This window comes from Psychrobacter sp. C 20.9 (assembly GCF_001921765.1).
GTDB classification, from domain to species: Bacteria; Pseudomonadota; Gammaproteobacteria; order Pseudomonadales; family Moraxellaceae; genus Psychrobacter; species Psychrobacter piscatorii_B.
This window is the reverse complement of sequence record NZ_MRYC01000014.1, coordinates 74,223-88,019: the sequence shown is the minus strand read 5'-3', so window position 1 is coordinate 88,019 and position 13,797 is coordinate 74,223. Positions and strand designations below refer to the sequence as shown.

Annotated in this window: 10 protein-coding genes; 2 read left to right on the top strand and 8 right to left on the bottom strand. The window is 43.7% G+C overall.

The features are described 5' to 3' along the window. Positions 1–281: 281 nt before the first annotated feature. The 4 genes from fusA to BTW00_RS10370 form a co-directional block, all read right to left on the bottom strand. Complete coding sequence (fusA, locus tag BTW00_RS10385; RefSeq protein WP_075107347.1) at positions 282–2,408, bottom strand: elongation factor G; 2,127 nt, start codon at positions 2,406–2,408, stop codon at positions 282–284. 343 nt (positions 2,409–2,751) lie between these two features. Next, positions 2,752–3,225, bottom strand: a complete 474-nt coding sequence (gene rpsG / locus BTW00_RS10380; RefSeq protein ID WP_057761735.1) for a 30S ribosomal protein S7 — start codon at positions 3,223–3,225, stop codon at positions 2,752–2,754. A gap of 208 nt (positions 3,226–3,433) precedes the next feature. Further along, on the bottom strand, positions 3,434–3,808 hold the full coding sequence (rpsL, locus tag BTW00_RS10375; RefSeq protein ID WP_011281154.1) for a 30S ribosomal protein S12: 375 nt from the start codon (positions 3,806–3,808) through the stop codon (positions 3,434–3,436). Positions 3,809–4,217: 409 nt separating this feature from the next. After that, positions 4,218–5,306, bottom strand: a complete 1,089-nt coding sequence (locus tag BTW00_RS10370; protein WP_075107346.1) for an EcsC family protein — start codon at positions 5,304–5,306, stop codon at positions 4,218–4,220. 524 nt (positions 5,307–5,830) lie between these two features. Here BTW00_RS10370 and BTW00_RS10365 point away from each other — a divergent pair. Further along, positions 5,831–7,066: a beta-ketoacyl-ACP synthase II gene (locus BTW00_RS10365; RefSeq protein ID WP_075107345.1), complete on the top strand. Its 1,236-nt coding sequence runs from the start codon at positions 5,831–5,833 to the stop codon at positions 7,064–7,066. Between the two features lie 3 nt (positions 7,067–7,069). Continuing rightward, positions 7,070–8,776 carry an anthranilate synthase component I family protein gene (locus BTW00_RS10360; RefSeq protein WP_075107355.1) on the top strand — a complete coding sequence of 569 codons (1,707 nt, stop codon included), beginning with the start codon at positions 7,070–7,072 and terminating at the stop codon, positions 8,774–8,776. Positions 8,777–8,889: 113 nt separating this feature from the next. Here the strand turns inward: BTW00_RS10360 and hisC are convergent, their stop codons facing one another. The 4 genes from hisC to murA form a co-directional block, all read right to left on the bottom strand. Further along, positions 8,890–10,023 carry a histidinol-phosphate transaminase gene (gene hisC / locus BTW00_RS10355; RefSeq protein ID WP_075107344.1) on the bottom strand — a complete coding sequence of 378 codons (1,134 nt, stop codon included), beginning with the start codon at positions 10,021–10,023 and terminating at the stop codon, positions 8,890–8,892. A 76-nt stretch (positions 10,024–10,099) separates the two neighbouring features. Then, entirely contained in the window at positions 10,100–11,395 is a 1,296-nt protein-coding gene (hisD, locus tag BTW00_RS10350; RefSeq protein WP_075107343.1) for a histidinol dehydrogenase, read from the bottom strand. A gap of 251 nt (positions 11,396–11,646) precedes the next feature. Beyond that, positions 11,647–12,339 carry an ATP phosphoribosyltransferase gene (gene hisG / locus BTW00_RS10345; RefSeq protein ID WP_075107342.1) on the bottom strand — a complete coding sequence of 231 codons (693 nt, stop codon included), beginning with the start codon at positions 12,337–12,339 and terminating at the stop codon, positions 11,647–11,649. 96 nt (positions 12,340–12,435) lie between these two features. Continuing rightward, positions 12,436–13,704, bottom strand: a complete 1,269-nt coding sequence (gene murA, locus BTW00_RS10340; protein WP_075107341.1) for a UDP-N-acetylglucosamine 1-carboxyvinyltransferase — start codon at positions 13,702–13,704, stop codon at positions 12,436–12,438. Between the last annotated feature and the right edge of the window lie 93 nt (positions 13,705–13,797).

Genomic DNA, 13,797 nt, shown 5'->3' with positions numbered 1-13,797 from the left:
GTCCGATGGTACCGACGTTGACGTGTGGCTTGCTACGTTCAAACTTGGCCTTTGCCATGGGTATTTCCTCTTTTTTTTGGTTCCAAGGCTTAATTCATATAAATATGACAATTAAGAAAATCTTGGTCACCTTAAGATAATTGTTAAAAGGTTACACATACTAATGTGCAGATATTATAAGAAAATTGCGACCAATAACAAGTCTTTTAACAAGTTATTGGCCTATTCTTTAGTGACAATACACAGAGATACTCTATATTGTCACCTTTAGTAAGCTTTATTTACTCGTCATCATCTTTAGAGTTGTACTTAGAGATGATTTCAGCAGCAACTGATTTTGGAATTTCAACGTACTTTTGGAATTCCATTGAGTAAGTTGCACGGCCTTGTGACATAGAGCGCATTTGAGTGGCATAACCAAACATTTCCGCTAATGGTACTTCAGCACGAATCTGTTTAGTGCCACCAGGTAGGTCTTCCATACCCTGTACCAAACCACGACGACGATTAAGATCGCCCATGATGTCGCCCATGTAGTCTTCAGGTGTTTCAACTTCTACTTTCATCACTGGCTCAAGTAGCGCTGGATCAGCTGCTAAGAAACCTTTTCTGAAGGCCATAGAACCTGCCATCTTAAATGACAATTCATCAGAGTCAACGTCATGATAAGAACCATCATACAAGGTTGCTTTTACGCCAACAACTGGGTAGCCAGCAAGTACGCCGTTTTTCATGCGCTCTTGGATACCTTTATCAACAGCACCGTGGAATTCTTTTGGTACTACACCGCCAACAACTTCTTCAGCGAATTCATATTCAGTGTCGCCAGCTGGATCAAGTGGTTCAAGACGTAACCATACGTGACCAAACTTACCACGACCACCTGTTTGACGTACGAATTTGCCTTCTTGTTCAACAGTGTTACGAATCGTCTCACGATAAGCAACCTGAGGTGCACCGATGTTTGCTTCAACGTTGAATTCACGCTTCATACGGTCAACAAGAATCTCTAGATGCAGCTCACCCATACCACTGATAATCGTCTGACCAGATTCTTCGTCAGTGTGTACACGGAACGATGGATCTTCTTTTGCCAAACGGCCAAGCGCGATTGACATTTTTTCTTGGTCAGCTTTGGTCTTTGGCTCAACCGCTAGAGAGATAACTGGATCTGGGAATTCCATACGCTCAAGCGTGATCACGTTGTCTTCGTCACATAGCGTATCACCAGTCGTTACATCTTTCATGCCGACTAGGGCTGCGATATCACCTGTACGAATCTCTGCAAGCTCTTCTTGAGAGTTTGCCATCATCTGTACAATACGGCCAACACGCTCACGCTTCATTTTAACTGGGTTATAAACACTGCTACCCTGCTTCATGACACCAGAATAAACACGTACGAAGGTTAAGTTACCAACGAACTTGTCGTTCATGATTTTGAACGCTAGTGCTGAGAAAGGTGCTTCATCTGATGCTTCACGGCTGCCTTCGCTTTCGTCTTTGTCATCAAGAATACCTTTAATAGCAGGTACGTCAATTGGTGCTGGTAGATACTGGATAACCGCATCTAGCATCTTTTGTACGCCTTTGTTTTTAAAGGCAGTACCACAAAGAAGTGGGATGATTTCGTTATCAATAGTCAACTGACGAATAGCACTGTGGATCTGGTCTACAGTCAATTCACCGTTTTCTAGATATTCGTTCATCAACTCTTCATTGGCTTCAGCAGCGCTTTCTATAAGGTACTCGCGATACTCGTCCGCTTTGTCTTGTAGTTCAGTTGGGATATCACGCTCATCATACTGCATACCTTGAGACGCTTCGTCCCAATAGATAGCTTTCATAGTCACTAGATCAACAACGCCTTCGAAGTCATCTTCTTTCCCAATTGGAATAACCAATGGTACTGGCTTGCCGCCAAGACGAGTTTTGATCTGTTCGATAACACGATAGAAATCAGCACCAACACGATCCATTTTGTTTACAAATGCAAGACGTGGTACTTTGTATTTGTTCGCCTGACGCCATACGGTCTCAGACTGTGGCTGAACGCCGCCTACTGCACAGTAAACCATGCAAGCGCCATCAAGTACACGCATAGAACGTTCAACTTCGATCGTGAAGTCAACGTGACCTGGGGTATCGATGATGTTGATACGGTGTTCGTCAAACTGTTTAGCCATACCTGACCAAAAACAAGTTGTTGCCGCTGAGGTAATAGTAATACCACGCTCTTGTTCTTGCTCCATCCAGTCCATAGTGGCTGCGCCATCATGTACTTCGCCAATTTTGTGGCTAACACCGGTATAGAATAAAACACGCTCTGTAGTGGTTGTCTTACCAGCATCGATGTGCGCTGAGATACCAATATTGCGATAGCGTTTTAGGGGAGTTTTACGAGCCATAGTGTTTTCCTAGGAAAAGTCGTGTATATAATAATGTATTGTGTCTCTACCTCATACTCTATGACAAAGCGTTCAGCTTCGTAATATTACTTACTGATTATTGAGCCTAATACGGACAAAAAAAGAGCAAATACTAAGAATAGTGCGGCATCAAATTTGGGATGCTCTCCAGCAAAAACTGTATTTGTTAAGAGAGACATCTGGATAGATGTCCGCCACCTCAGTCATCAATAAATAACATTTATATATGACCGAATGATGATGGCGGCAATCAATAGAATAAACAACAATGTAAGATTAAATGGCATGAGCCTCTAATCTCAAGCTACTGTTAAAAAGTAGCTTAGAAACGGTAATGAGAGAATGCTTTGTTAGCATCTGCCATGCGGTGAACTTCGTCACGCTTTTTCATAGCAGCGCCTTTGCCATCAGCAGCATCATTCAATTCGCCAGCTAAACGCAAAGCCATTGATTTTTCAGAACGCTTAGCAGCAGCTTCAGCTAACCAACGCATAGCCAAGGCAGTACGACGGGAGGGGCGTACTTCCATTGGTACTTGATAGGTTGCACCGCCAACGCGGCGAGCTTTTACTTCTACCATTGGGCGTACATTTTCAAGCACTTCTTCGAAGAAAGATACTGGATCTTCAACTTTACGCTTCTCACTTACTGTCTCAAGTGCACCGTAAACGATACGCTCAGCAGTAGATTTTTTACCATCACTCATTACATGGTTGATGAATTTTGCAACAGTTTGGCTACCAAACTTAGGATCCGGTAGGATCTCACGGGCAGCAACGACGCGACGTCTTGGCATAATAAATTTCCTTATCTTCAGGAGTGTCTAACATTCACAACATCGACTACTCATCATTAGGGTATAGCAGTGAGTTATCAGTTAGCCTTACTGCATGGTGGTATGTTTTAAGAGCAAATCACTTATATAAAAGTAATATGACTACTGACACCAAACCCATGCACAGTTATTGGGTAGTACAAAAAGCTTTGTTAATAACGTTTAGTTATTAAACTTTAGGCTTCTTAGCACCGTACTTAGAGCGACCTTGCTTACGGTCTTTAACGCCTGCGCAATCTAATGCACCGCGAACAGTGTGATAACGTACACCTGGTAGATCTTTTACACGACCACCACGGATTAGAACAACACTGTGCTCTTGTAGGTTATGACCTTCGCCGCCGATGTAGCTTGATACTTCATAGCCTGAAGTCAAACGTACACGACATACTTTACGCATGGCAGAGTTAGGTTTTTTTGGCGTGGTAGTATATACACGAGTACATACACCGCGACGCTGTGGGCACGCTTCCAACGCAGGAACTTTTGACTTTTCCTTGATGGTTTTGCGACCTTTACGAATCAATTGGTTAGTTGTTGCCATAAGGCATCCTTCTCCCGTTTGGTATAAAACAAAAAAATGGGCCAATGCACCATCTATCTGACAATAATTGCAGATTTCTGGGCACCCATTTTTAGGACAGTGTATTATAAAGAGTTGTTGCTGCTATTTCAACCACTTATGAATGGTTTCGCTTTACAACATTTGATAGATATGCATTCATCCTCGCCTTATATCACTTTATCGTTTTTTCGCCGAAAAACAGCGTCATAAATAAAGTAAACAAGGCAAGCTCAAGCATCATTAAGAAAAGATATTCGAATATAAATGCTACTTGATAGTAACTAAGTGGTGGTATTTATCCTGATTTCAAGTCACTCTACTCAACCGAACCAAGATAAATACCATTGTGCTTATTAATATACAACCTAACTAGCAAATAATATGTCTATTACTTGGCTTTTTTATCAGACGTTTGCTTGTCTGAGTCTTTTTTGCTACTGGTTTCTTCTGTATCGCTATTTTCTTCTGTCTTTTCTGTGTCTTTCTGCGCATCGTTATTACTGGCTTTTTTTACTTCAGCCTCGCTACTACTGTCATCAGTAATGGCACGATTGGCAAGTTTTGCCTCTGGCGCAAAAGTCGCTTTAGCAACGCCAATCACTTCATCAATCAACTGACTGTTATAATGTACGCCGATGGCTACTGCTGTAACGGGAATAAAACGGCGAACCCATAATAGGTTTATTTTGTCCAAATCGATCCCTACTTGGCTAGCAATACTGTCTATTTGCTCAGCATAGTAGTTTACGTTTTGATTTTTTAGACCCAAGTTCTTCAGCTCGCTATGCAACCCGTGGCTCTGAGCATTATCCAGCAAACCTTTACCGATACCCATACCTGCTAGCAATGCTTGTTTTTCTTGCATTTTGCTTAGATCGGCACTTGAGAGCAATTCGTATGCCATTTTCACACCTTGTTTACCTGTGAGCGGCTTATTGTATATAGCTGCAATTTGGTAGACAGTACGTAGAGATACCAATAATAGCCATAAGGTATCAGCAAGTAGACCTGGCAGCCCTGCTAAACCCGTAAGGCCGCCCATTGCTGCAAGTGCACGATTTTGGTTAGCGATGTCAGTTGCAAGTGCATAACGCTCTTCATCATCTAAAGTAGCAATATTGGCAAAGCGATGCTCGTTCGGTAAATCCAATTGACTCCAGTTTGATGCAAGTTTCGCAACTTGAGCAAACGCGCTATCTACTGTCGATTGAAAAAAGCTGTTTGGTACGACTTTTTTGGCATATTTGCCATAAGTAGCAAAACGTGGACCTAATAATTGCTGCGTAGCCTTTAAGGTTTGCTCACGAAATAAGTCTTGTTGATAATCCTCATCGCCTAAATCTACCGCTTTGTATTGGCGCGGTTTGCCTGTTTTGGCATTCATGCTATCAATCATGGAGCCCACGCGCTCTAGGTTGTTGCGTGTGAAAGAGCCAATAGTATTGATACTTTTTGAAAGAGTGCTAGGCTTTGCCATCGTGATGTCCTTAATATGATGATTGGTTTTATTCTAGTATTAGTAATCTTAAGCAATTATTTTAGTCAATCGCTGTAGTCTTTGTCAGTGCGAACAATGTTATCGCTGTCACAAATTTTGTATCTAAAAGTATAACTTAATTTTTGTCTGACTTAACCATAGCCTTTAGCTCACCCATATTGTTTTTCATAAACAGTAAAGCAACTGCTTAAAAAAGGGTTTTATAGCCACTCACTTTCTCATTACCTTGTAGCGATAGAGGCTATTTCGCCATTATTTTACACTTGTCCAAAGATTTTCAACGCTTGATACGTTATCATGTGCCGTAAGTTAGAGCATAATTGTACACTGAATTGATATCGTCTTTAATAGGCTGTAATTATCTTAATTCATGCTATCGTTATCTACATAGACTGTTTTTTCACTATAATACTCAAATTCATTCATCGTTAAACCTCATATATAGATTTACAACGATTATTGCCTGTTAATAGCGGCAAATCGTTACTTACAAGGAATAGAATATGCGTCGCGTCGTTATCACTGGAGCAGGGATTGTCTCTTGTATCGGACATGATTTAGCCACGGTCACTACTGCTCTTAAAGAAGGAAAGTCTGGTATTACGTTTAATGATTCTTATGTTGAGCACGAGTTTAAATCACACGTGAGCGGTAGTATTAATCAATCAGAACTGGATACTAGTGGTATCGATCGTAAACTCAAACGCTTTTTTAGTGATGCCAGTCTGTACGCTTATGTCAGTGCACTAAACGCCATTGAACATTCAGGACTGTCACTTGACACCATCAATAACAATCCACGCGTGGGTGTGGTCGCAAGCTCAGGCGGTGCGTCAACAGAAAACATCGTGAACGCTGTAGATGCCATGCGTGAAAAAGGTCTACGCGGTGTCGGCGCGATGGCTGTACCTAAAACCATGGGCAGCTCAGTATCAGCAGCCCTAGCCACTGGTCTAAAAATCCAAGGTGTCTCCTACTCGCTTGCCTCTGCTTGCGCGACCTCGACTCATTGTATCGGTCATGCCGCTGAGCTTATCCAACTGGGTAAAGCTGATGTAATATTGGCTGGTGGTAGTGAAGCTGAGCATTGGACACAGTCTTGTATGTTTGATGCGATGGGTGCAGTCAGCACGCAATATAACGACACACCAACACTCGCCTCAAGAGCTTATGACAAAGATCGCGATGGTTTTGTGATTGCTGCTGGTGGCGCGATGGTTGTGGTTGAAAGTTTAGAGCATGCTCAAGCACGTGGCGCCAATATCTTGGCTGAAATAGTGGGTTACGGTGCTACCTCTGATGGTGCCGAGATGGTTGCCCCAAGTGGTGAAGGCGCTGTACGCTGTATGCAACAAGCCTTAGCTGAAGCTGGTCTAGAAAGCGTTGATTATATCAATAGCCATGGCACCAGCACACCACTAGGCGATATCACAGAACTTAAGGCGATTGCCAAAGTTTTTGATAACGACGTCAGTAAAGTACCTGCTATCAGCTCAACCAAATCAATGACAGGTCATAGCTTGGGCGCTGTTGGTGCACAAGAGCTGATTTATTGTCTACTAATGCTACAGGACGGGTTTATCGCTCCAAGTATCAACGTTGACAACCTAGATCCTGCAGCTGAAGGTTTCGATATCGTCACTCAAATGCGCGAATCAAACCTTGAAACCTTGATGAGCAATAGCTTCGGCTTTGGTGGTACTAACGCCACGCTCATCATCAAAAAATTCGACGCTTAAATGATGCCTGTACCAAATTCTAATATAACTGGGCAGACAGATTCTGCGCCATCGCCAGCTACCAAAACTAGCTGGCGTTTTGGTGATTTGTCAGCGGCTGAATTAATGCCACAGCTAAGACGCCATTTACTTAACCAAGATGATGCAGCAAATTGGCAATTGGCTTGGTTAAATAATGATGGACGACCAGTAATTGGCTTGCTGCCTAAAGTCAGCTGGTCGGTTTATCCAACTGATCAAAAACCTTCTAAAGATTCAGTCAATACTTATAGAGTGGTTAAAAACTGCCGTGATAACTGCTCTACTCATAGCGAAAATACCATGACAGCCTATATGAGTTATCTAGAATGGCAAAATGAGCTTATTGCTTACAGCAAAGCTTATGAGATTGATAGTAATAGCTCAAATAACGTAAAACCGAAAAGCACAAAACCCTGTTATCATCATGGTCTGATTGGTTTTATCGGTTACGATATCGCTGCTTATGAGTTAAGTCCTGCAGACAGAATCGAATTGGCAAATCAGCCTTGTGCCTCATTAGGGCATTACGATATCTATCTAACACCTGCTGCCAATACTGATACCGGTTGGGAGCTAAAAAGTATTCAAACCAATAGCAGCTCTAATGAAGCTGTCGGCAACAAGTCAAAAGATGAGTTCATAGTTGCTCTGACATCCTACCTAGATGAACTGGATAAAAAGCTGTCCGACAAACATCTCAATCAAGCACAATCTAAGCACACATCACATACTATACCTGTCGTCCTAACGGCACGATGGAGTAAGCGTGATTATCAGCAAGCATTTGATCGTACTCAAGACTATCTACAGCAAGGCGATTGCTATCAAATCAACCTAACGCAAAAGTGGTCTGGCTATCTGCCATATAAAAACGATGCGACTCAACCAACTTCAGCGCTTATCGATTATCTGCCTGCGCTACATCATAATACCAAAGCACCTTTTGCAGGCTATGTGAGCGTTAAGGGCAATGGTGGTGATTACCTAAATAGAAGCGACAGCTTTGTCGCAGACAGCAATCATTTTGAATTGTTAAGCTGCTCACCTGAGTTGTTTTTTACATTCACTAGAGAAATCGACACTGGCAAACACTCTATTCGCACCAAGCCTATCAAGGGAACCATGCCGCGAGGTGTTACTAACGAGCAAGATGATCTGTATAAGCAGCAACTGGTCGATAGCGAAAAAGACCGCGCCGAAAATGTCATGATTGTAGATTTACTGCGTAATGATTTGGGCAAATACGCCAAAATCGGTAGCGTAAAAGTACCGCAACTGTTTGAGATTGAGAGCTTTAGTAACGTGCATCATATGGTCAGCACTATTACTGCTGAGCTAAAAACTGATACTCACCCGTTGGCTGTACTCTTTGGTAGTCTGCCTGCTGGCTCTATCACTGGCACACCAAAAAAACGAGCCGTCGAAATTATCTCTGAGCTAGAGTCTACACCACGCGGTGCTTATTGCGGCACCATGGGTTATATGAATTTTGATGGCAGTGGTCAATGGAATGTACTCATTCGTACATTGCAAGCTGGTGCTTCATTAACTGATGAATTTAATAAAGAAAAACACATAAATCTATGGGCGGGTGGCGGTATTACGGTCGCGTCTGATTGTCATGCTGAATATCAAGAGTGCTTAGATAAGGTAGGCAATCTACTGGCGGTGTTGGCGAAAAAATTATAAATGACTGAAGTACTATTTTGTGCTGGCCTCTAAAGAAAAAAGCCTGCTTAACATTGCGTTAGCAGGCTTTTTTAGTACTTATCTATAGCATCTACTCACAAGCAGGTAAACCATTAATCAGCCGTCATGCTAGTCTCTGTATGCAGCTCTTTTAGCGCATTAATCAAACGCTCATGCTGATCTGAGGTGCCAATAGTAATACGTAAATACTCATTAATGCGCGGCTTATCAAAATGGCGAACGATAATCCCTTGACCGCGCAATGTACTCGCCACAGCACTTGCATTACCCTCTTTTGGACGGGCAAAGATGAAATTTGCATGCGAGGGCAGTACCTTGTAGCCCAGCGTCGTCAACTCTTCGGTCAATGACGTACGCAAATCAATGACTTGCTGACGAGTCTGCTCAAAGTAATCTACATCTAGCACACTTGCCGTCGCACCAGCTTGCGCTAGCTTATCAAGCGGATAGCTGTTAAAGCTATTTTTCATACGCGTCAATGCTTCAATCAACGAAGCACTACCAAAGGCCATCCCAACACGTAAACCAGCAAGTGACCGTGATTTTGAAAAGGTCTGCGTCACGATAACGTTGTCACACTCATTGATTAAGCTGACCGCTGAGACTTGCGAGCCTGTACTGTCTGCATCAGCCTGCGCAAAATCAATATATGCCTCGTCAATTACAATCACCGCATTGGAATGCTCGCTGGCTAGCTTACGGATATCAGCAAGTGATAGGAGTAAACCTGTTGGCGCATTTGGGTTGGCAATAATAATGCCGCTACAAGGCTGACGATAAGCATCAGGGTCAATACTAAAGTCCTCCTCTAGTGGTATCTTGACAAGATGCACACCAAAAGTCTGTGCATAGACAGGATAAAAGCTGTAGCCAATATCAGGTGATAAAAGCGGACGCTCTTTTAGGAAGAAACTGGCGAATATAAGCGCCAATACTTCATCTGAGCCATTACCGACAAACACTTGGCTGACATCAAGGTCATATGCTTGTGCCAATGCAGCACGCAGGTCATTAGACTCAGGTGCCGGATATAAACGCAGCTCTTGCGCTTGCTGGGTAAGTACTTTAGCGATTGCCTCCCCTACTTTTGGTGAGGGCGGAAAGGGGTTTTCATTGGTGTTCAGTTTGCATAAATTGTCGTGCTGTGGCTGCTCACCCGGCACATAAGGTGACAAGTTGCGTGCTTTAGATGACCAAAGTCTGGTATCTATCTTTGACTCACTCATAAATTATCCTACTAATTAGCCATACAGACTATTAAAAATATCTATCAAAAGTAAAAATGAAGACGCTCAAAATAACTTACTGATAACGATAACGGGCTGAGCGCGCATGGGCTTCTAGGTCCTCACGTTGCGCTAGAATATCAGCCGTCTCAGCCAATGGCTTGCTGCCGGATTCACTGCAATAAATAATTGATGATTTCTTCTGAAAGTCATAGACACCTAAAGGTGAAGAAAAGCGCGCAGTACCAGAGGTTGGCAATACATGGTTCGGTCCTGCACAGTAATCGCCAATCGCCTCAGGCGTGTGACGACCCATAAAGATAGCACCCGCATGACGAATATCCTCTAGCAATGCATCAGGGTTATCAACGGATAACTCCAAATGCTCAGGGGCAATACGATTAATCAGTGCCATACCCTCGCTACGATCTTTCACTAAGATAAGTGCACCACGATTTTGCAGCGAGTCACGCGCGATATCTGCTTTTGGCAGCTCAGCGAGTGCTCTTTCTATCTCTAACTCGACTTCTTTTAACTGCTCTTCACTGGTCGTCACAAAGATAGCTTGAGCGATACGGTCGTGCTCTGCTTGCGACAACAAATCCATCGCGAGCCAATCAGCTCGATCTTGCGCTTCACCCTCTGCATATACCAACACTTCTGAGGGGCCTGCAATCATATCAATGCCGACTTGTCCAAATACTGCGCGTTTGGCTGCCGCGACATACTTATTCCCCGGCCCTGTGATTTTATCCACCGCTGGAATGGTTTCGGTACCGTAGGCTAAAGCTGCTACCGCCTGTGCGCCGCCAATGGTAAAGACACGATCAACTTGAGCCAAATGTGCTGCTGCTAATACCAATGGATTGAGCACGCCTTTAGGTGCTGGCACGACCATGATGACTTCAGCGACGCCAGCCACTTTGGCAGGGATGGCATTCATCAGTACTGATGATGGATAAGATGCCAAACCACCCGGCACATAAATGCCAACGCGATCAAGTGGTGTGACTTTTTGACCTAAGCGATTGCCTAGCTCATCTTCATATTGCCACGTTTCTTGCACTTGGCGCTCATGAAAGGTCTGTACCCGAGTAGCTGCTGTGGTCAATGCCGTTTTTACATTCTCATCCAGATTGGCAAATGCATCGGCAAGTGCTTCTTTAGACAGCTCTAACTCTTGCATCGTTGTCGCTGGATGCTGATCGAATTGCTGAGTTAATGCCAATACGACGCTATCACCATCCGCACGTACTTGTGCGATGATATCGTCAACGGTATGCAATAATTCAGCATCATTGACGGTTTCAAAGGCAAGCAGTTGTGTCAATTGATTGTCAAAATCGGCATCTTGGGTACTTAACTGGCGCATGACCTAATCCTATATCTGAGCATGAAATACGGCTGAAAATAAACGGTGTGAATATAACTAAAGTATGCTTATTATTCACAAATATGGCGACTTACTGGCTGTCTTCTTGTCTAAATTTTACGGTGATTTTATTTTTTCGCAAGCTAAGACAATAAAACCAGTTTAGCACGCTATATCACTCATAGCCTGCTAAACTGGTTTAAAAATTCGTATACCTATGCTTTATATTACCAATGATTGACACCGGTTTACTAGGCATTGGCAATACTGTTTTTAAAGCTATCTAAAATGGGTTCTAGTAACGCAAATTTGCGCTTATAGCTGACTTGATTGACGATAAGACGTGATGACACATCACAAATATGATCGCGCGCTTCAAGTCCATTCGCGCGTAGGGTATTACCCGTATCAACCACATCGACAATCAAATCGCCCAAGCCCACCAATGGTGCCAGCTCCATCGAGCCATATAGTTTGATAACATCAACTTGCTGACCTTGGCTCGCAAAATACGCGCGCGCTACATTGACATATTTGGTCGCGATACGCAGACGACGATTGGGCAGTGGTGCATCTCTTACGCCAGCGGTCATCAATTTGCATTGAGCGATTTTTAAATCAAGCAATTCATACACGTGGTTCGCGCCATGCTCAAGCAGCACATCTTTACCCGCTACACCAAAATCAGCCGCGCCGTGTTCGACGTAGGTCGGTACGTCGCTTGCACGCAAAATTAATACACGTACATTTGGGTTTGAGGTTGGAAAAATAAGTTTGCGCGAGGCTTCAGGGTCTTCTAAAAGATCAACACCCGCTGCACGTAGCAGTGGCATCGTCTCTTCTAAAATACGGCCTTTTGATAACGCCAACGTTAGACCTGAAAACGCATCGTTTACTTCGTTTAGTAGACCGTCGGCTGGTGCAGGTTTGCTTGTCTCAGTCATAATGACATCGTGTCCATGTGCAGTTAGTTTCCCCATTCAAGGGAAGTTTTAATGTATAACGTAATTCATGTATAAACTACGGTTGACCTATCAGTATTAGCCGTTAGTATTGACACGCTGGATATTAACACCAAGGCTACGCAGCTTGTCTTCGACATGCTCATAACCACGGTCAATATGATAAATGCGGTCAATCAAGCTCTCGCCTTCTGCCGTTGCAGCCGCCATCACCAGTGACATAGAAGCACGTAAATCTGTTGCCATAACTGGTGCCGCCGTAAAGTTCTCGACACCTCTGATCACCGCAGTATGTCCATCCACTTGGATAGATGCCCCTAAACGATTAAGTTCAGGTACGTGCATATAGCGGTTTTCAAAGATATTTTCGATAATGGTACTGGTCCCATCAGCCAGACAGCAAATCGCCATCAACTGAGCTTGCATGTCTGTTGGAAAACCTGGATGTGGCTGAGTCCGAATATCCACTGGCTTTGGACGACCTTTCATCTGCGCGCGAATCCAATCATCACCTGTGGTGATCACTGCACCCATCGCTTCAAACTTCTCAAGCACTGGGTACAATAAAGAGGCTGTAGTTTTTTTGGTCAACACATCCCCTTGAGTCATCAAGGCACCAGCAAGATATGAGCCTGTCTCAATACGATCCGGTACCACTGAATACTCACAACCCTGTAGACGCTCTACCCCTTCAATGGTCATCGTCGAAGTACCGATGCCGCTGATTTTGGCGCCCATCGCAACCAGCATATTGGCTAAATCGACTACTTCTGGCTCCAATGCACAGTTAGCCAAAACGGTCGTGCCTTTAGCCAATGCCGCTGCCATGATGACGTTTTCCGTACCGCCAACTGTCACCATATCAAATGAGAAGTGGCAACCAATCAGCTTACCACCTTTAGGCGCTTGCGCTTTCACGTAACCGTTCTCTACGCTGATTACCGCACCCATTGCTTCAAACGCTTTTAGATGCTGATCAACAGGGCGCGACCCAATCGCACAACCACCTGGTAACGACACTTCAGCTTCGCCAAAACGGGCCAGTAACGGCCCTAATACCAAAATTGACGCGCGCATGGTTTTTACCAAATCATACGGCGCATAAAAGTTATCAATAGTTTTGGTATCACAAGTGACCGTATCATCTTGTTTTTGGATATTAATACCCATACCACTGATCAACTCAATCAATGTTCGTACGTCTTTTAATGACGGTACATTGTGCAATGTCGTTGGCGTCTCAGCCAATATCATCGCGGCAAGCAATGGCAAGGCGGCATTTTTGGCGCCTGAAATAGTAACTTCCCCTTCGATACGACTACTACCAGTGATTAAAAATTGATCCATAAAGGTGACAACCTAGCGATGAGTATAGAAAATGGTGAAAACGAGCAGTAAAGAATCCTTATGTCTGTTAAACGAACTCTTCGATTGCCAGTT